8 protein-coding genes, 2 tRNA genes and 1 pseudogene are annotated in these 19877 nt (G+C 63.6%); 8 read left to right on the top strand and 3 right to left on the bottom strand.

Annotated elements, in window-relative coordinates; genetic code table 11:
* The first annotated feature begins 209 nt into the window (after positions 1-209).
* The 6 genes and pseudogenes from AVMA1855_RS16680 to glgA all read left to right on the top strand — a co-directional run.
* Positions 210-743, top strand: a complete 534-nt coding sequence (locus AVMA1855_RS16680) for a MarR family winged helix-turn-helix transcriptional regulator (RefSeq protein WP_284426567.1) — start codon at positions 210-212, stop codon at positions 741-743.
* 540 nt (positions 744-1283) lie between these two features.
* Entirely contained in the window at positions 1284-2588 is a 1305-nt protein-coding gene (glgC, locus tag AVMA1855_RS16675) for a glucose-1-phosphate adenylyltransferase (protein WP_284426566.1), read from the top strand.
* A gap of 11 nt (positions 2589-2599) precedes the next feature.
* Positions 2600-4750 (top strand): glycogen debranching protein GlgX, encoded by a 2151-nt coding sequence (gene glgX / locus AVMA1855_RS16670; RefSeq protein ID WP_284426565.1) that lies wholly within the window; start codon positions 2600-2602, stop codon positions 4748-4750.
* Complete coding sequence (gene treZ, locus AVMA1855_RS16665; protein ID WP_284426564.1) at positions 4747-6564, top strand: malto-oligosyltrehalose trehalohydrolase; 1818 nt, start codon at positions 4747-4749, stop codon at positions 6562-6564. The genes glgX and treZ overlap by 4 nt, the downstream gene beginning before the upstream one ends.
* Positions 6561-11540, top strand: coding sequence for a malto-oligosyltrehalose synthase (locus tag AVMA1855_RS16660; RefSeq protein WP_284426563.1), 4980 nt, complete (start codon positions 6561-6563; stop codon positions 11538-11540). The genes treZ and AVMA1855_RS16660 overlap by 4 nt, the downstream gene beginning before the upstream one ends.
* Positions 11537-13050: pseudogene (gene glgA / locus AVMA1855_RS16655) on the top strand (glycogen synthase GlgA); the annotation flags it as partial. The gene AVMA1855_RS16660 and the pseudogene glgA, both read left to right, overlap by 4 nt.
* Positions 13051-13378: 328 nt before the next feature.
* Here the strand turns inward: glgA and AVMA1855_RS16650 are convergent.
* Together AVMA1855_RS16650 and rnr are read right to left on the bottom strand one after the other, a co-directional pair.
* Positions 13379-14134 carry an SDR family oxidoreductase gene (locus AVMA1855_RS16650; protein ID WP_284426562.1) on the bottom strand — a complete coding sequence of 252 codons (756 nt, stop codon included), beginning with the start codon at positions 14132-14134 and terminating at the stop codon, positions 13379-13381.
* Between the two features lie 46 nt (positions 14135-14180).
* The gene (gene rnr, locus AVMA1855_RS16645; protein ID WP_284426561.1) at positions 14181-16478 is read right to left on the bottom strand and encodes a ribonuclease R; all 2298 of its coding nucleotides are present in this window, start codon (positions 16476-16478) and stop codon (positions 14181-14183) included.
* Positions 16479-16497: 19 nt separating this feature from the next.
* Here rnr and AVMA1855_RS16640 point away from each other — a divergent pair.
* Both AVMA1855_RS16640 and AVMA1855_RS16635 read left to right on the top strand, forming a co-directional pair.
* Positions 16498-16582 (top strand) — tRNA-Leu (locus tag AVMA1855_RS16640).
* A 164-nt stretch (positions 16583-16746) separates the two neighbouring features.
* Positions 16747-16831, top strand: a tRNA-Leu gene (locus AVMA1855_RS16635).
* A 225-nt stretch (positions 16832-17056) separates the two neighbouring features.
* Here the strand turns inward: AVMA1855_RS16635 and AVMA1855_RS16630 are convergent.
* A complete protein-coding gene (locus tag AVMA1855_RS16630; RefSeq protein ID WP_284426560.1) occupies positions 17057-19783 on the bottom strand; it encodes a DUF349 domain-containing protein in 2727 nt (908 codons plus the stop codon).
* Positions 19784-19877 lie beyond the last annotated feature (94 nt).

Below are 19877 nucleotides of genomic sequence, written 5' to 3'. Positions count from 1 at the left end.
CTCCATGGCGAGTGCACGTGAATGTCGGGGAATGTACGGGCTTCAGGGGCTCCAGCCGCCGCCAAGCACTTCGCCTTTACCCATAAAACAGCGGCTTTGGCCCACGAGGCCAGGGCTGCCCCGAGTGTCAGAGCAATCCGTTCAGGTGTCTTGTGCTGGACTGGCAGGGATTGCGAGGACTCTTACACTCGACCGCCCGGAAACCCTCCATGCATGAATCTCCCGTCGATCCATCCACCGTCCAACACCTGCTCGGCTACGCCCTGGCACAGGCACGGGTAGCGGCCAACCGCGCCTTTTTCCAGGCGATCGGCGAGCCCATGCAACTGCGCACCGTCGAGTTTTCCCTGTTGATGCTGCTTATGCCCGGCGAAGGATTGTCCCAACGGCAGCTGGCGCAGGCGCTCAACCTGAGTGCGCCCAACCTCACCCTGGTGGTGAGCCGACTGCAGAGCCGGGGCCTGCTGGTGCGCGAGCGCAATCCCACCGATCGCCGGGCACAAGCCATCCGCCTCACGGCCGAGGGCCTGTCCATTGCCCGGCAGGCGCATGCCATTTCGCTGGAGATGGAAGCAGGCATGCGCCAGCTGTACTCGCCGGCCGAATGGGCGCTGCTGCTGGAGTTGCTGCAGCGCGTCAGCCCCGGCGCGCAGTCGGCCAGCGAGGAGCAGGCGCGGGCAGCCCAGCGGCAGGCGACCCGTGCACCCATCGGCCACCAGCGCAACAATATCAACGGCATATAGCTATCAATTAAATAGCAAATATCCTGAAGGCCACGGCCAGCACGCCATTCGCCGTACGCGAGATCCGGCTGTACGCTGGCGTCCCCGGCGCGTAGCCGCTTAAGCGGCATGTGACACCAGCGCGGGTGTCCGCTGCGATGGTGGCCGTGACAATTCGCAGCCGTGCCGGCGCCCGGACCAAGCACCGTGGCGAGACCGCAGAACCATGTAGGCAAGTGCCTACATAGGCAGGTAGGAACTTCCTGCAACCTCTTGTTGCATCGCAACAGAAGATGCGTCCAGGACCACCTGCATGCACCCCAACTCCCTCCATGACCCGGCCTCCGGAGCCCCCTGCCTTCCAGGCAAGGCTCCGAGCCGGGCTCCGTCGCGCGTGAAAAGGGATGCAAGAGGAGGATGGCCCGGATCGATCCGCATGGCGCATGTGCTGGCAGCCACCGGGCTGCCCAGTATCCCCGCGTTCCGATGTCGATCTCCGCAGCCCACCCTGATTGTCTCCACCTCACCTTTCCACGTCTGATCCATCTGGGAGTTCCCACCATGTCACGCACCAAAAATGTCCTCGCCATCGTCATGGCCGGCGGTGAAGGCTCCCGCCTTCATCCGCTAACCGCGGAGCGCTGCAAGCCGGCCGTGCCGTTCAACGGCAAGCACCGCATCGTGGACTTCGTCCTGTCCAACCTGGTGAACTCGGAAATCTTTTCCATCTACCTGCTGGTGCAGTACAAGTCGCAGTCGCTCATCGAGCACATCCGCCAATCGTGGACCATGGCCCGCTTCATTCCCGAGCATTTCGTGACGGTGGTGCCGCCCCAGATGCGCAACGGCCCCGAATGGTTCCAAGGCACGGCCGATTCGGTCTACCAGAACATCCACCTGATCGAAAGCTTCCGGCCCGACATCGTCGCGGTGTTCGGAGCGGATCACATCTATCGCATGGACGTGCGCCAGATGATCGACTTCCACGTGGCCAACAACGCCGATGTCAGCGTGGCCACGCTGCCGGTGAAGCTGTCGCAGTGCGACCAATTCGGCATCGTCGAAACGGACGATAGCCACCGCATCACGCAGTTCGTCGAAAAGCCGAAATCCACGCACCCCATGCCCGGCAGTTCCACCCATGCGCTGGCCTCCATGGGCAACTACCTCTTCAATGCGGACGTGCTGCTCGACGCACTCAAGAAAGCGCACGAGACCGGTCACAGCGATTTCGGCAAGCACATCCTGCCGACCATGCTGGAGTCGCACCGCCTGATGGCCTATGACTTCGACACCAACACCATCCCCGGGACCGAGCCCTACGAAGAGCACGGCTACTGGCGCGATGTGGGCACCATCGATTCGTACTTCGACGCCCACTTCGACACGCTGGGCGCAACGCCGCGCTTTCGCATGACCAACCGCCAGTGGCCGATCTACGCCAGCCCCGACCAGGCGGAATCCGCCCAGATCGAAAATGGCGTGATCCACCGCTCGGTGGTGGGTTCGGGCAGCATCGTGGACGGGGCCTCGCTCGACCATGCCATGTTGCGCCGTTCGGTCGTTGTCGAGCGCGATGCCCGTCTGGAGCATTGCATCGTGATGGAGCGTACCCGCATCGGCCGCGGCGCCCAGATCCGACGCGCCATCATCGACCAGGACAACGACGTGCCCGCCCAGGAACGCATCGGCTTCAATCTGGAGGAAGACCGCAAGCGCTTCCATGTCACCGAAAGCGGCATCGTGGTTGTCCCACGCAAGTTCTTCACGACCCAACAGGATTCCGGCACCAACACCCCCAGCATCGGCCGTGCCCGGCCACCGGCCCCCATGGCCCCCGAAAGCGACCGCAAAGTAGCTGCATGAAACCCGACCTGATGAATACGCCTTCCGCTCCCGTTGCATCCCGCCACAAGAAAGTCCGTTATACCGTGGAGCCGGGCCGCCATTGGCCGCATGGGGCCACGGCGAGCCGGCACGGCGTGAACTTCGCCGTCTATGCGCCATCGGCCGAAAAGGTGGAGATCTGCCTGTTCTCCGAGGACGATCAGGAAACGGCGCGCATCACGCTGCCCTGCCTGAGCCGGGACACGTGGCACGGATTGGTGAAGGGGTTGAAGGTCGGTCAGAAGTACGGACTGCGGGTGCACGGCCCCTACGAGCCTGGCAACGGCCATCGCTTCAACCCAGCGAAACTGTTGCTGGACCCGTACACACTCGCCCTCGATCGGCCGGTGCTCGGCCATGCGGAGCAATTCGGCTACGAACTGGATCAGGAAGAAGAAGACCTGCAGCCCAGCACCGTGGACAACGGTGCGGTGGCGCCCAAATGCCGCGTCGTCAAATCGCGTTTCGACTGGGGTGACGATGCGCCACCCCGCGTTTCTGCCAAAGACACCGTGTTCTACGAAGTGCATGTGAAGGGCTTTACCCAGACCATGCCCGGCGTGCCCGAGCCCCTGCGAGGCACGTATGCCGGACTGGCCAGCGATGCCGCCATTGCCCACCTGCGCGAGCTGGGAATCACCAGCGTTGAGCTGTTGCCTGTCCAGGCATTTCTGGACGACAAGCGGCTGGTGGACAACGACCTCACCAACTACTGGGGCTACAACACCGTTGCGTTCTTCGCGCCGGAGCCACGCTACAGCGCCTCCAAGTCAGACGGCGGCGTGGACGAATTCAAGGCCATGGTGAAGGCGCTGCACGCTGCCGGGCTGGAGGTGATTTTGGACGTGGTCTACAACCACACGGGAGAAGGCAATCACTTGGGGCCGACCATCAGCTTCAAGGGCATCGACAACGCCGCCTATTACCGGCTGTCTCCGGAAGACGCGCGCTACTACGTGGACTACACCGGCACCGGCAATACGGTGGATACAAGCAGCCCGGCCGCGTTGCGCCTGGTGCTCGACAGCCTGCGCTACTGGGTGACGGAAATGCACGTGGATGGTTTCCGCTTCGACCTGGCCTGTGCACTGGGCCGTGACCCCACGGGCGCTTTCACGCACCGTGCCGCCTTTTTCGCAGCCGTGGCGCAAGACCCCGTGCTGTCGGGTGTCAAGCTCATTGCCGAGCCGTGGGACCTGGGCCCGGACGGCTACCAGGTGGGCGGATTCCCGGTGGGATGGATGGAATGGAATGGGCGCTACCGCGACGCCGTGCGCGATTATTGGCGCAACGCCGACAGCAGCCTGCCCTCGTTCGCCGCCTGCCTTTGCGGTAGCGCCGACATGCTCGCCGCGCGCAAGCGACCGCCGGTGGACAGCGTGAACATCGTTACGGTGCATGACGGCTTCAGTCTGGCCGACCTGGTGAGCTACAACGAGAAGCACAACGACGCGAACAAGGAAGACAACCGCGACGGTGAAAACCACAACCGCAGTTGGAACTGCGGTGCCGAAGGCCCATCGGACGATCCCGCAATCCAGACCCTGCGCGCGCGCCAGATGCGCAACTTCATCGCCACTCTGTTCGTCTCGCACGGCACGCCATTGCTGCTGGGCGGCGACGAGATGGCCCGCACCCAGCACGGCAACAACAACGGCTACTGCCAGGACAGCGCCCTGTCCTGGTACGACTGGAACCAGGCCACGAGCGAGGCCGAACTGATGGGATTCACCCGGGCCCTGCTGGCACTACGGCATGCATTGCCTGTGTTGCGTCCTGCCGTGCACCCGGCAGGCACCACCGGACACCCTGCTTGCGTGGCCCTGAACTGGCACAGCGTCTGGGGCCTTTCAATGACCCAGGAAGAATGGGAAGACCCCCAGGTGCGCTGCGTAGCAGCGCTGATGGAGGGCCACGGTGACAGCGAGTCGGTCATGTTGCTGTTCAATGCGACCCCTGCCGATGCGGTCTTCACCCTGCCTCAGGACGAGCATGGCCGCGTCTGGACCGTGCGAGTGGACACCCGCACCGCTGCCGTGCCACCAGCCGACGCGGCAGACATCGCTGCTGGCGGGCAGTGGACGCTGCAACCGCATTCCATGGCCGTTCTGACCACACCCTCACGCGCCGACCTGTCATGAAGTACCGGCATGACATGCCGTTCGGCGCCCGGCTCACGGCCGACGGCGGCGCCGGATTCAGCCTTTGGGCGCCCAACGCACGCGAAGTGGTTTTGCACCATGGCACGGCGCCAGCGTCGCCCATGATGCCGCTCCCGGCGCAATCCCGTCCGAACGGCTGGTGGCACGTGGAATTGCAAGCAGCCTCTCGCGGCACCCGCTATCAGTGGCAGGTGGACGGTGGCCCGCTGATGCCGGACCCAGCTTCGCGCAGCAATCCCCATGGCCCGCATGGCGCCAGCGAGATCACCGATGCCAAGGACTTCGACTGGCAGGTGGACTGGCAAGGGCTGCCCTGGAGCGAGGTGGTCCTGTATGAACTGCATGTGGGCACGTTCACGCCCGAAGGCAGCCTGCAAGCCGCGTTGCAGCAGTTGCCGCGCCTGAAAGATCTGGGCATCACCGCAGTGGAATTGATGCCCCTGGCATGCTTCGGGGGCCGGTTCGGCTGGGGGTATGACGGCGTGCTGCCTTTCGCTCCGCACCCTGCCTACGGAACGCCCGACGATCTCAAGCGCTTCATCGATGGGGCGCATGCGCTGAGCCTCATGGTGATGCTCGACGTGGTTTACAACCACTTCGGACCGGACGGAAACTACCTCGGCCTCTACGCGCCGCAGTTCTTTTCGGAAACACATACCAGCCCCTGGGGCGCCGCCATCAACTTCGACGGCGACCAGAGCGGGCCCGTGCGTGAATTCTTCATCCACAACGCGATGTACTGGATCGAGGAATTCCGGTTCGACGGCCTCCGGCTGGACGCGGTGCACGCCATCATCGACGACAGCGAGCCCGACTTTCTCGCAGAACTTTCGCAGCGCGTGCGAACCGCATGCGCTGGCCGGCATGTACACCTCGTCCTCGAAAACGAGAAGAACCAGCCGGAACATCTGTCCTCCAGTCCCCAGCCCTCCCGCTATGACGCGCAATGGAATGACGATTTTCACCATGCACTGCATGTGCTGCTGACTGGCGAAACGCAGGGCTATTACGGCGACTACGGCATTGAGCCAACCGCCCTGTTGGCGCGCGCGCTGACGAACGGCTATGTGTTTGCCCACAGCGACCGCGACGGACAAGGCCGCAGGCACCAGGTGGTGGCTGCGGCGCCCGAGCCCCTTTCCACCATGGTCCAGTTCTTCGGCAACCACGATCAGGTCGGCAATCGCGCGTTCGGTGAAAGGCTGGCGCAATTGGTTCCAGCGCCCGCTGCCGAACTGGCCATGCTGCTGACTTTGCTGGGCCCGGCGACGCCGCTGATCTTCATGGGCGATGAATTCGGCGCCCAGACACCGTTTCTCTACTTTGCCGATTGGGAAGGGGAACTGCGCGATGCCGTGCGCCAGGGCCGGTTGCGCGAATTCGGCCACGAAGTCCCGCCGGGCGGCACGCTTCCGGATCCTTGCGATGCGGTCACCTTCGCACACAGCCGCCTCGACTGGCAGCAAGCCGACAGCCCGCAAGGCCTGGCGCGGCAGGCCTTGCTGCGCGAGGCGCTCGCGGCGCGCAGGCAGTGGCTCAACCCACGCCAGTACCGGCTGGCACCACGGGGCCACGTGGCCAGGGTGGTTGGCGCCCGCGGCCTGCAGGTGCGGTGGCATTACGACGATGGCGCGCAATGGCAGATGGATATCAACCTGAGCGAAATGCCCGTCGAGGCGCCGATACCCGACGGCCCGCAGGGAACCCCGCGGTTTTCACACCGCTGGAGCAATGACACGACCCAATGGGCACCTTGGTCCGCCCGCTGGTGTTTTCTGGAGCCCAACGCATGACGGACCCCACCCCCGGCGAAGCACTGCGCCATCGCGCCCACTTGGCTGGCATTGCACTGAACTACACCAGCTTCTGGGGCGAGCACCGGGACGTGCCGGCCTCCGTCATCGAGCGGGCGCTGGCCGCCATGGGAGACCATGCAGATACCAGCGCCGTGCCCTCCCCCGTGCTGGTATCGGAGGGCAGCGCGGCCACCGTGCCGCTTCACAACGAAGGGCCCTGGCGCCTGTTCACCGCTGAGACGGCGGAACGCACGCTGGTGTGCGAGGGCGTAGGCACCGTCGCCGAGGTGCCCGCTTCGCTGGCCATGGGCTACTACGCCCTCCATTCACCGGGGGCATCGGCCGAACGGCTGGTCATCGTGGCGCCCGAGCATTGCTGGTCCCCGGAACCCCTGCGGCAAGGCGAACGCTGGTGGGGCCTGAGTGCCCAGCTGTACGCCCTGCGCTCGGAGCGAAACTGGGGGATTGGCGATTTCACCGATCTGGCGGACCTCGTGTCCATTGCTGCCGGGCAAGGCGCGGCGTTCGTCGGATTGAGCCCGTTGCATGCCTTGCGCGCGGATCAGCCAGAGGCTGCAAGCCCCTATAGCCCGTCAAGCCGGATGGCCTTGAACACGCTCTTCATCGATGTGGCGGCGGTGCCTGAATTCATGCGCAGTTCGGCTGCGCAGACACTGTTCTCGGACGCCGCTTTCCAGCAGCGGCTGGGTGCGTTGCGGGCTTCGAGCGAGGTGCGCTATGCCGAAGTCGCAGCCGCCAAGCAGGAAATGCTGGGGCTGCTGTGGGACGAGTTCCAGCGCAGCGAGTCGAGCACCGACTCGCCGCGAGCGGCGGCTTTCCGCGACTTCATGAGGGGTCAAGCCGACATCCTCGGGCAACACGCGCTGTATGAGGCCATCCAGTGCCATTTGAACGCCGTCGATCCCAGTGTCTGGGGTTGGCCTGCATGGCCCGAAGCGATGCGCGACCCCCAGGGTGCCGAGGTGAAAGCCTTTGCCCAGGACCATGCGGATCAAGTGCAGTACCGCTTCTGGCTGCAGTGGCTGGCCCATGCACAACTTGATCAGGTGAGCCAACGGGCCCGTTCGATGATGCCGTTGGGTCTGTATTGCGACTTGGCGGTGGGGGCGAACGACGGGGGCTCGGAGACCTGGACCGGCCAGGGCCTGTACGCGCGTGGCATGAACGTGGGCGCTCCGCCGGACCCGCTCAACCACCAGGGACAGGATTGGGGCCTTCCTCCCATGAATCCCTGTGCGTTGGCGGCGGCGCATTTCCTGCCCATGCGCCGATTGCTGACCAGCGTGATGCGCCCGGCCGGCGCCTTGCGGATGGACCATGTCATGGCACTCATGCGCCTGTTCTGGACCAGTGCGGACGGCGGTGCGTACGTTTACTACCCTCTGGACGCCTTGCTGGCCATCATGTCCATCGAAAGCCATCGCCACCAGTGCCTGGTGATCGGCGAAGACCTGGGCAACGTCGCGCCGCAGATGCGGGAGGCCATGGCGCACAAAACACTGTTGTCCTATCGGCCTTTGATTTTCGAACGTGCCGATGGCGGCGCGTTCCGCACGCCGGCCCATTGGCCTCATCAGGCCCTGGCAGTGGTCAGCACGCATGACCTGCCCACACTGCGTGGGTTTTGGGCGGCCGAAGACATTGAGGTGCAGTCGCGCCTGGGCTGGCTGTCAGCCCCGGACGCCCACGCCCGCGCCTTGATGGAGCGCGCCCAGGACCGCGTGAGATTGCTCATCGCACTCAACGAGGAAGGGCTGCTTCCGAGCGGGGCCACTGCGGACCCGCAATCGGTGCCCGAAGCCAACGCGGACTTCGTGGCCGCAGTGCATCGCTATCTCGCCAGAACACCCTGCTGGCTGGCGGCAGTGCAACTGGAAGACGTGACAGGCCAGCTGGAGCAGGTCAATGTGCCGGGCTCCACCGAGGCCATGCAGCCCAACTGGCGTCGGCGCCTGAGCGTGCCGCTGGAAAAGCTGGCGACCCATCCCTGCTTTGCGGACATTGCGGCCGCGATGCGCGCAGAGCGCGGTGGCGCAGCCCTGCCCTTCAGCGAGGCACTGCCGCCGCTCGACACCGCCGATATTCCCCTGGCAACGTACCGGGTGCAATTCCACGAAGGCAATACCTTTGAGCAGGTCACCCGGGCCGTGCCCTATCTCCATGCACTGGGGATCAGCCACCTCTACAGCTCGCCGTATCTGAAAGCCGCGCCGGGCAGCACGCACGGCTACAACGTGGTGGACCCGACCCGTCTGAATCCCGAAGTCGGATCGGAGGCCACGCATACCGCCTTGTGCGAAGCGCTGCAGGCGCACGGGCTCAGCCAGGTGCTCGACATCGTGCCCAACCACATGGGGGTGCTGGATTCCAACAACCCCTGGTGGCAGGACGTGCTCGAGCATGGGCGGGCCTCCGCCTATGCAAGCACCTTCGACATCGAGTGGGAGCCGACCGCGCCAGAAATGCACGGGCGCGTGCTCCTGCCGATGCTGGGCGGTCATTACGGCCGCGTTCTCGAATCGGGCGAACTTCAGGTGGCCTTCGACCCTCAATGGGGGCGGTTCAGCATCCGCTACTGGGACCACGAGCTTCCCATCGACCCACAGCATTACGCGCGCATTTTTGCAGCCGTGCCGGCACCAATTTCCGGCGGCGAACGCGATGGCGACAGCCTGGCACAGATGCAATCGTTGGTGGATGCGTTCGGCAATCTGCCCTCGCGCAATACCAGTGACGAGAACGAGCGCACCATGCGCCAAAGGGATGCGCCGCTGCATCAGCGGCGGCTTGCGGAATTGGCCGGCGAGCACTCCTGGGTGCGCCAATGGATCGAAGCGCTTCTGACACAGTGGAACGGCCAAAAGGACAGTCCGGAAAGCTTCGACGCGCTGGACCAATTGCTGCGCGATCAGGCGTACCGCTTGGCAGACTGGCGTGTGGCAGGCGACGACATCAACTACCGCCGATTCTTCGACGTCAACTCCCTGGCTGCCGTTCGCATGGAAGACCCAGCCGTCTTCGAGGCAACCCACACCTGCATCTTCCGCTGGCTGGCCGAGGGAAAAATCTCCGGATTGCGCATCGACCATCCGGATGGATTGGCCGATCCCGCCCAGTACTTCGACCGGCTGCAAAAGCGCTATGCGTCGCTGGCGCGGACCGCGGGGCGGGAGCCCCGTGCGCTGTACCTCATCGTGGAAAAGATCCTCGCAGACCATGAGCCCCTGCCGCAGGATTGGCCCGTGCATGGAGCCACCGGTTACCGGTTCAGCAGCCTGGTCAACGGGCTTTTCGTCGAGCCTGCCTCTCAAGCGGCTTTCGACGATGCGTACTCCGCCTTCACCGGCGATCGCAAGGAATTTGAAGAGGCGGTGCACGAGTGCAAGAAGCACATCATCGAAACCTCGCTGTTCAGTGACCTGGGGTGGCTGGCCGACACGCTTTACCGCATCAGCCGCACCGACCGAAAGACCTGCGATTTCACGCGCAACCAGCTGCGCATCGCGCTGACGGAGGTGGCGGCCGTCTTCCCCGTCTACCGCACCTACATCGCGCCCGACGGCACGGGGCTGTCCGACACGGATCGGCAACACATCGAATGGGCCATTGCGGCGGCACGTCGCCGCATGGGCACCGCCGAGGGCGGTGTGCTCGCGTACCTGCAAGGCGTCTTTGTCGGTACGGAAGGCCAGCACCTACCCGCGTTGCGGGGCGCGTTCCTGCGCCGCTGGCAACAGTTCACGGCGCCGGTGATGGCGAAGTCCGTAGAGGATACGGCGTTCTACCGCTATGTGCGCCTGGTGTCGCTGAACGATGTCGGCTCGGAGCCGCGGCGTTTCGGATTGTCCGGCGCCGCATTCCATCAGGCCAACCTGCAACGGTCGCGGCGATTGCCGCATGGGCTGCTGGCGACCTCCACGCATGACAGCAAGCGCTCGGAAGATCTGCGCGCCCGCCTGAACGTGCTGTCCGAGATTCCGGCGCTGTGGGAAGACACGGCGATTCAACTGCGCGAACTCGGGACCCGTTTCACGACGGAGATCGACGGTGCGGTGGTTCCCAGCCCCCATGATCTCTGGGCGCTCTATCAAGCCCTGGTCGGCATCTGGCCCGCAGAAGGCGCCGATGCGGAGGAGCGGATCGGCTTGCGAGACCGCGCCAAGCAGTACATGGTCAAAGCCATGCGCGAGGCCAAGCAGGCGACCAACTGGCTGTTTCCCAACGAGGCCTATGAGGCAGCCGTTGACCGCTACATCGACGGCGCGCTCTCTACGGATCGTTTCGTGCGCGAACTGGAGAAATTCGTCCAGTCCATCGCCCCCTACGGATTTCGCAACAGCCTTTGCCAGCTTGCGCTGAAGCTGACGGTCCCCGGCGTGCCCGACATCTACCAAGGCTGCGAGCAGTGGAACTTCAGCCTCGTGGACCCGGACAACCGCAGGCCCGTCGATTTCACGGAACTGGAGCGTTCACTGGAAACAGTGCGCTCGCACTACGCCCTGGGGTATCCCAAGACCGACGCATGGCGAGAGATGCTAGGCGCATCTCCGGCGCCTCTGATCAAGCAACTGGTCACATGGCGGCTGCTGCAGTTGCGGCAGAAAATGCCGGAGCTGTTCCTGAACGCCACCTACCTTCCTCTGACCCTGGAGGGGCCGAGCGCCGAACATGCCGTCGCGTTTGCACGCTTCCGGGAAGGCAAAGCCATTGTGGTTGTCTGCTCGCGGTTGCTGTACGGGCTGACCGCGATGGGTTGGCGTGGAACCCGCGTCGCGCTTGCCGCGGCACATCCTTCCTTGGACAAAATTCCAAGGTGGAAAAACTGGATGACGGGAGTGTTCCTGGTAGCCGACAAAGATGAAGGCCTGCAACTGGACATGCTGATGGGCGAGTTGCAACCAGAGGGCGGTACCTTGCCATTCGTGGTGTTGGTGCCCGAGGACGTCGAATGAAAGTCCTCTTCGTCACGCCTGAATGCGCCCCACTGGTCAAAACCGGTGGGCTGGGCGATGTCAGTGCCGCCCTGCCCCGTGCGTTGTCAGCCCTGGGGCACGATGTTGCCTTGCTCATGCCGGCCTACGGCGATATGACCATCACTGGCCAGATCGTCGGCTTGTTTGCCATTGCGCCGCAGGGTGCCTGGCCTGCAGCGCAATTGCTGCAACTGCGCCAGGAAGACGGCTTCATCCTCTACCTGCTTTCGTGCCCTCAACTCTATGCACGCGCTGGCACGCCCTACGGCGCACCCAACGGCACGGATCACGATGACAACGCGTTGCGCTTTGGCCTGCTCAGCCGCGTCGCGGCCATGATGGGAACACATGCTACGCCCTGTGGATGGCAGGCCGACATCGTGCATGCCAACGATTGGCCCACTGGGCTGGCGCCGTTCTATCTGGCGCAAGCGCGTGCCACGGCCGACGGCGCTCCAGTGGCACGCAGCATCATCACCGTGCACAACCTGGCATTCCAGGGCATCTTTCCGATGCAGACATGCGATGCGCTGGAGATTCCGCCGGAGCACCGTGGTATCGCGGGTGTCGAATTCTGGGGCGGCATGTCGATGCTCAAAACCGGCCTGAATTTTGCAGACGCCATCACCACCGTCAGCCCCACGTACGCACGCGAAATCCAGGGCCCCGAACTTGGCTTCGGTTTGGACGGGGTGCTGCAGGAGCGTGCGGACGCCTTGCACGGCATTCTCAATGGCGTCGACACGAACGCATGGAACCCGGCGAGCGATCCTCTGATCGCTGCGCCCTATAGTTTGGAAAGCCCATCGGGCAAGGCGCTGAACAAAACCGCGTTGCGCCAGCAATGCGGGCTGGATACTGCGGAAAACCGCATGCTGTTCGGTCTGGTCGGACGGCTCACCCAGCAAAAAGGCGTCGATCTCGTGGTGGAGGGCGCGGAGCGTTTGGTGCAGCAAGGGGCACAGCTTGTCGTCTTGGGCAATGGCGATGCTGCGATCCAGTCCCGCTTCACGCATCTGGCGGCCCTGCACCCTGAGCACATCAGCGTGACGCTGGGCTTTGATGAATCGTTGGCCCACCAGATCGAGGCGGGCGCGGACTGTTTCCTCATGCCCTCGCGATTCGAGCCATGCGGACTGAACCAGATGTACAGCCAGATCTACGGAACACCACCGATCGTGACGAACACGGGTGGACTCGCGGACTCCGTCGTGGACGCTGATTCACCTCAGGCGGCAGGCACCGGATTCATCATGCCGGCCGCCACTCAGGAAATGTTTGACGAAGCGGTGCAGCGGGCCATCGCGGCATGGCAATCACCCGTCACCTGGGAATCGCTTCAACGCGCCGGAATGCGGCAAACCTTCGGTTGGGACGCATCGGCCAGGGTCTATTCTGATCTGTACGGGCAATTGCTTCAGCCCTGAGCGCCAGGCCGAGATCATCGTTCTGTTCTGTCCTACAAAAAGCGAAACAGGCTGCGGAAATACTTGTCGAGCGATTGGCAACAAGGCATCGCCAACCCGGCGCCTGCACTTTTCTAGGAGATAGAAATGACCCGTAAATCCTGGCCCTTCCTGTCCACATACCAAGAGCGCAGTCCTGAACAGAGCGTGGCCTTTTCATCTGCCGATGTGACCAAGTCTTCAGCCGGGCAAAGCGCTATTTCCTTGGGCATGGAACGGGTAGGCACTGCTTCACCCATGAACCACACACCCCTTCGCTGCTCCGACTTCACCATAAGCAATCTTTCGCCTTCGGTTGCTTAACGAAGGAGAGGCCGCAAATTGCGGCCTCATCCCATCGATCAGAAGGTTCTACCCTCGCCCCGCGAATGGCATCTTGGTGGCCATTACCGTGTGGAACATGACATTGGCCTCCAGAGGCAGATTGGCCATGTAGAGCACCGACTGGCCCACGATATGTACGTCCATCAGCGGCTCAGCCGCTATTTGCCCGTTGGCCTGCTGCACCCCCTGCGTCATGCGCTGGGCAAGCTCTGTACCCGCATTGCCCACATCGATCTGGCCCACTGCAATGTCGTATTTGCGGCCGTCCAAAGACGCGGTTTTGGTGAGTCCAGAAACTGCGTGTTTCGTGGCCGTGTAGGCGATTGAATGCGGGCGAGGAGCATGCGCGGAGATGGAACCGTTGTTGATGATGCGACCGCCTGGCGGCTGCTGCGCCTTCATCACACGAAAGGCCTGCTGCAGGCAATAGAACATGCCGTTGAGATTGGTGCCGACCACCCTGTGCCATTGCTCCAGCGGTAGCTCGTCAATGGGCACAGCCGGCGCGCCAACGCCAGCATTATTGAACAGCAAGTCCACCCGTCCGAAGGCCTCCACCGCTCGGTCGAACAAGGCCCGAACTGCAACGGGATCCGCAACGTCGGTCGGAACCGCCAAGGCTTGCCCCCCGGCACTGGCTTCGGCAATCACCGCATGCAGCAACGATTCCCGGCGCCCAGCCAGGACCACACGCCATCCGTCCTTCAGCAAGGCCAACGCAGCGGCTTTGCCAATGCCCGACCCGCCGCCTGTCACGACGGCTACTTTGGATACATCACTCATCGACCATTCCTCATGCGACTTTTTTCAACGTAGCTGCGCATAACGTTCATCTGCGGGATTTGCGGCCCTTTGCAGGCGGTCCGGCACGCTTGCCAGTCGCCTTGGGCGACTGCTTGCGCGAGGAGCGCTCGTCGGTCGACGCCCGGGTAGCGGATCTACCAGGGGATTTTCTGTTCGAGGGGCTGGCCGCATGCGCAGAGCGGTTGTCGGAGGAGCCTGCGCCCGCGGTTGCCTTGCCTTTCGTTGGCCGAAGGGGCGCAAGGTCTTCACCTTCCCGCATGAGCCGGAAATCGATCTTGCGGCCATCGAGATCCACGCGGCTCACCTGCACCCGTACGCGCGAGCCGATCGCATAGCGTATTCCGGTGCGTTCGCCGCGCAATTCCTGGCGGGCCTCATCGAACTTGAAATATTCACCGCCCAGCTCGGTGATATGTACCAGGCCTTCGACATACATGGCGTCCAACGTCACGAAAATGCCGAAGCTGGTGGCCGCGCTGACCACGCCGCTGTACTCCTCGCCCAGGTGCTCACGCATGTACTTGCATTTGAGCCAGGCTTCGACATCCCGGCTGGCCTCGTCCGCCCGGCGCTCATTGGCGCTGCAGTGCAGCCCTGCCGCTTCCCAGGCCTGTGTTTCCCGGGTGCTCACCGGTGCTTCCTTGCGTGGTTGCATGGTGGGCGCAGCAACGCGCGCAGCCAGGCGCTTTGCCAGCTTGGCATGGGCTTCGCCTGGCGTGGGCAATGCCGGCAACCGGTACTTGGTTTTACCGAGGATGGCCTTGATCACCCGGTGAACCAGCAGATCGGGGTAACGGCGTATCGGACTGGTGAAGTGGGTGTAGGCCTCGAATGCAAGCCCGAAATGGCCGCTGTTGATCGGCGTGTAAATGGCTTGCTGCATCGATCGCAGCAGCATCGTATGGATCTGCTGAGCGTCCGGACGGTCCTTGGTGGCGTCAGCGATGGCCTGGAAGTCGCCAGGCTTCGGATCGTCGCCAATGGACATGCCCACCCCCATGGCCTTGAGGTAATTGCGCAGGATCTCCTGCTTCTCCGGCGTCGGTCCTTCATGCACCCGGAACAAGCCAGGCTGCCCACCTTGTGCGATGAAATCGGCACTGCAGACGTTGGCGGCCAGCATGGCTTCTTCGATGAGGCGGTGCGCGTCGTTGCGGGTGCGTGGAACGATCTTCTCGATGCGGCCGTTATCGTCGCAGATGATCTGCGTTTCGGTCGTTTCGAAATCCACGGCACCTCGCACATGCCGCGCAGCCAACAGGGCCCTGTAAACGTCGTGCAGATTGAGCAGGTCTTTGACACGGGGCTTGCGCTTCGTCGCCTCCGGTCCACGGGTGTTGGCCAGGATGGCGGCCACCTCGGTGTAGGTGAAGCGGGCGTGGCTGAACATCACCGCGGGATAGAACTGGTATGCATGCACATCGCCCTTGGCCGTGATGAGCATGTCGCACACCATGCACAGGCGCTCGACCTCGGGGTTCAGCGAACACAAACCGTTGGACAGTTTCTCGGGCAGCATGGGAATCACGCGCCGGGGGAAATACACGCTCGTCGCCCGGTCATAGGCGTCGATATCGATCGCACTGCCGGTCTCCACGTAGTGGCTCACATCCGCGATGGCCACCAGCAGGCGCCACCCCTTGGCACGCCCGACCTTGGCGGGCTCGCAGTACACGGCATCGTCGAAATCGCGCGCGTCTTCGCCATCGATGGTGACCAGCGGCACGTCCGTCAGGTCCACCCGACTGCGCTTGTCCTGCGCGCGGACCTTATCGGGCAATGTCTTGGCCTGCGCCAAAGCATCGGCCGAAAATTCGTGCGGCACACCGTATTTGCGCACCGCGATCTCGATCTCCATTCCCGGATCGTCCACCTCTCCCAGCACCTCGGTGATTCGACCGACCGGTTGCCCGAACAGGGCTGGAGGCTCGGTCAGCTGAACCACAACCACCTGCCCTGGCTTGGCCGCTCCGGTGGCGCCTTTGGGGATCAAAACATCCTGGCCATATCGCTTGTCTTCCGGGGCCACGAGCCAGACACCGCTCTCTTGAAGCAATCGCCCGATGATGGGCTGGTCGGGCCTCTCGACGATTTCAACCACGCGCCCTTCCGGACGGCCCCGGCGATCCTGGCAAACGATCCGGACACGCACGCGATCCTTGTGGAGCACGGCCCGCATCTCGTTGGGGGGAATATAGATATCGGATTCGCCGTCGTCTCGCTGCACAAATCCATGCCCGTCGCGATGCCCCTGCACACTTCCTTCGATCTCGTCTTCATTGCGCGCAGCAGGTGCGCCAGGGGTCGTTTTTTTGATATACAATCTGAGTCTTTCCTGAAATGCCCAGGTGGCGGAATTGGTAGACGCACTAGTTTCAGGTACTAGCGAGTAACATCGTGGAGGTTCGAGTCCTCTCCTGGGCACCAAGTTTAACGACAACCTGCAGGGTTGTCGGCCAAAAAAGCCGCTTCTTTTGAAGCGGCTTTTTTATTGTCCGCATTCCCGGCGCATGGCATGGTCCCAACAATAAATTTCGCAACTCAGCCAGAGCCTTCAAAAAAGACTCTATAATTCAAGTCTTTCCTGAAATGCCCAGGTGGCGGAATTGGTAGACGCACTAGTTTCAGGTACTAGCGAGTAACATCGTGGAGGTTCGAGTCCTCTCCTGGGCACCAAATTCAAAAAAGCCGCTGTGAAAACAGCGGCTTTTTTTTGCCCGATGCACCATGAACCTGCCGTCATGGCTCGGCTCATTCCGTGATAGGCCGCTACGCCATAGGCGTGGCTGCGCAACCTTAGGCTGGAGCCTTCTGCAAACAACCAACCCGCAGTTCTCCATTGGCGGTTTGGTAGAACAGCAAGGCCGGTCGGGCCAACGGCCTTGCTGTACTTCGCGCTTATTATTTACGCAGCAGGGTCTTCAACGCGTTCTGCAACCTGCGGGCGCTGGTTTCGTCGGTTGCACTTGCAAGCACCCGGGCCACATCCTGCCCCCACGTCTGGACGGGCGTGGGATCGTTTCGGCGGGTGAGCAACTGCAGTTGGAGTGCACGGCGGGCCTGCAACTGCTCCGCAGGGGTCGGCACCTCGGCCGCCATTTCCAGCCTCAGCAAAGCCTCCGATGCATCCCCTTGGGGCGCGGCAGAAACCGCCTGGGTCCATGCCGTGCGGACGGACGCTTGCACTCCCAGTTCTTGCACACTGGGCAACTGGGCTGCGTCCCGTTTTTGCCAAGCGGCAATCAGCTGGGTGAGTGCCTCGCCATGCGCTTGCGCAGCCAGTTTGCGCAGTGTGAGTTGCGCATGTTCGAGTGCCTCGCGCTGGGCACGGAAAGCGCTGTCGCCCAAGCGAGGACCGCGGGCTTCCGAACGGTCCCCAAACCGATCACCCCGATCCCCGAACCGGTCGCCCCGAGCATCGCCACCCCGGCCCGGGCCGGAGGAATCGCGCGGACCACGTCCGTCTTTGCGGTCTCCCGGCCGTGCTGGACGGCCCGGTAGTGCAGGCGCATCTTTCTTCATACCCGGGCGATCGTCGCCACGCACAGCCACCACGGGACGCGGTGCAGGCTTCGGCGCCGCGGCAGGCGGCGGAGCCTGATCTGCATCGGCGCCCTCTCCTTCCGAAGCCGTGGCCCCCTCTGCGGGTGCGGAAGTCACGTTGTCCGGCGCAGCGGCTGGCCTGTTCTGCGCAGCGGATGCTGCCGCTTCATTGGCCAATGCCTGTCCACGCAGCGCAGCCTCCAGAGCGACCATTGCGCCACGGATCTTTTGCGCATCGCCGCTGGCATTCGCCTCCTCGAGCGCCTTGGAGGCTTCCAACACGACGCGGTCCCGGGCGCTGATCTCGCCAGCCATCTTGTCCCGGTCAGAGGATTTGCGATTGAACGCTTCGTCAATCGGCTTGCGGAAGGCATCCCACAATTTCTGTTCGTGCTTGCGATCCAGTGGCACGGACTGCGCCTCGGCCTGCCAGCGCTGCTGCAGTGCCTTCACCGCGTCGACCCGCAGTGTCGGCGCAGCCCCCAAGGCGATTGCCTCGTCGATCAGCGCGTGCCGACGTGCCAGACTGTCCTTCTGCGCGGTTTCCAGCGGCGCGGCGGCGGCCGCCATGGCTTCTTTCCATTGGGGTTGCAGTTCGGCGAACACCTTTTCGCTGACATGACCACCATCGCGCCACCGATCGCCGAACTGGTGGAGCGCACGGTTGACCGCCTTCCAGTCGGGCTGTGCGGCCGTTGCCTGGGCCGCCGTCCAAGCCTTCACCTCGTCCAGCAAGGCCACACGCTGGGCTTTGTATTCAGCCGCATCGGCCCGCACCTTTTCCAGCCACGCCTCGACCACCTTGTGGGCGGCATTGCAAGCCTCGTCGAATTTTTTCCACAGCGCATGGTTGGCCGGCCCCCCTTGGTCGGCCTGTTTCCACTGCTCGCGCAACTGGCGCAGCGTTTCCTGCATCTTGCGACCGCCCAAAGCCTGGCCTTCGGGACGTTGCAGCAACCCTTCCGCACGGGCCACCAAGTCTTCACGAACCTGGTCTGCGCTCCAGCGCTGCCAGCCTTCGAGTTCACCCGCCGCGACCAAAGCCGTATGCACCTGCTGCTCCAATGCCGCGTCGATGTGCTTGCCATGGGTTTTCAGCACGCTGCGCAAAGCAGCCGCAGCGCCTGCGCTGGCTTTGCCGTGGCCTTCCGCCGTCTCACGCTCCAGTTTGACCAATGCGTCGCGCACGGCCTGCACGGCCTTGTCTCGCACTTCAGGATCCACCTTGGAGCGTGCAGGTGGCCGCGCGGCCGGCTGCGCCGCGGCGGCTTCCGATGGTTGACCACGGGCCACACGGAGCTCATCCGCCCACACGGGAACCGGAGGCAAGGCTGCCGCAGGATCTTCCGCCGCCGCCACCGCCTGAGCGACTGCAGGCTGGAATGCATCCCACACCACGAGAAGCTGGGTGCGCGAGGCATCCAGCAGCGGCGGGAAACGCGCTTCCACGCTGGCCCAGGATGGGTCGTCCGTCAGTTCCTGAGCCTGTTGCTGCCAGCGGCCCACGTCGGTGCGCAGCGCCTCCAATGCGGCCTGGGCATCACGCCAGGGCTTGGTGGAAAGCACCTCGATGCGCTGGGCCAGCAACACTGCGGCCTCCCGCTGCACCTGCACACGGTGCTGCAGATCTTCGATGACCTTCATGCGCTCTGCCAATTGCACCTTGAGTGACGCCAAAGGTTCCCGTGACAAAGGGGCTCCCGCTTTGGCCGCGTCGCGCTGCCAAGCCAGCGCGTCGGCGATGTTCAGCTTGGCGGCAGCCAGCAAGCCCTGCGCCTTTTCGGCCCACTCGGCAGCAATCGCCTCCTGGCCCTTGGCGCGCCGGATTTCATCAAGGCGCTCGCGAACAGCACGGGCCGCGCCCTTGTCGCGCCCACTCAGTTCCTTGAACACCTCCTGCAACTGCTCCGGCGACGGCTGGGTCTGAAGCCATTCGCGGATGCGCGATGCCCTCTCTCCCGAGGTCGCGGCGGAAAACGCGCCGCCCGTCAGCGCATCCAAAGGATGCGGCTCGGTGTGCTTGGCCGGGGCCGGGTTCACTTCGGGTGCGTCAGACATTTTGTTGCGAGAAGAAAAGGGAAACATGGATTCAGGGGGGTAAAAGGCCGTGGCCGAGGGAGCCAGCGCCTACAGGCAGCGCAGATGACGCCGCCGACAAGGGCGCTATTTTCGCCCGGTT

Source organism: Acidovorax sp. SUPP1855 (genome assembly GCF_030158955.1).
Taxonomy (GTDB): Bacteria; Pseudomonadota; Gammaproteobacteria; order Burkholderiales; family Burkholderiaceae_C; genus Paracidovorax.
Note: the sequence above shows the minus strand (reverse complement) of the source record. Positions and strands in the feature narration are given on the sequence as shown.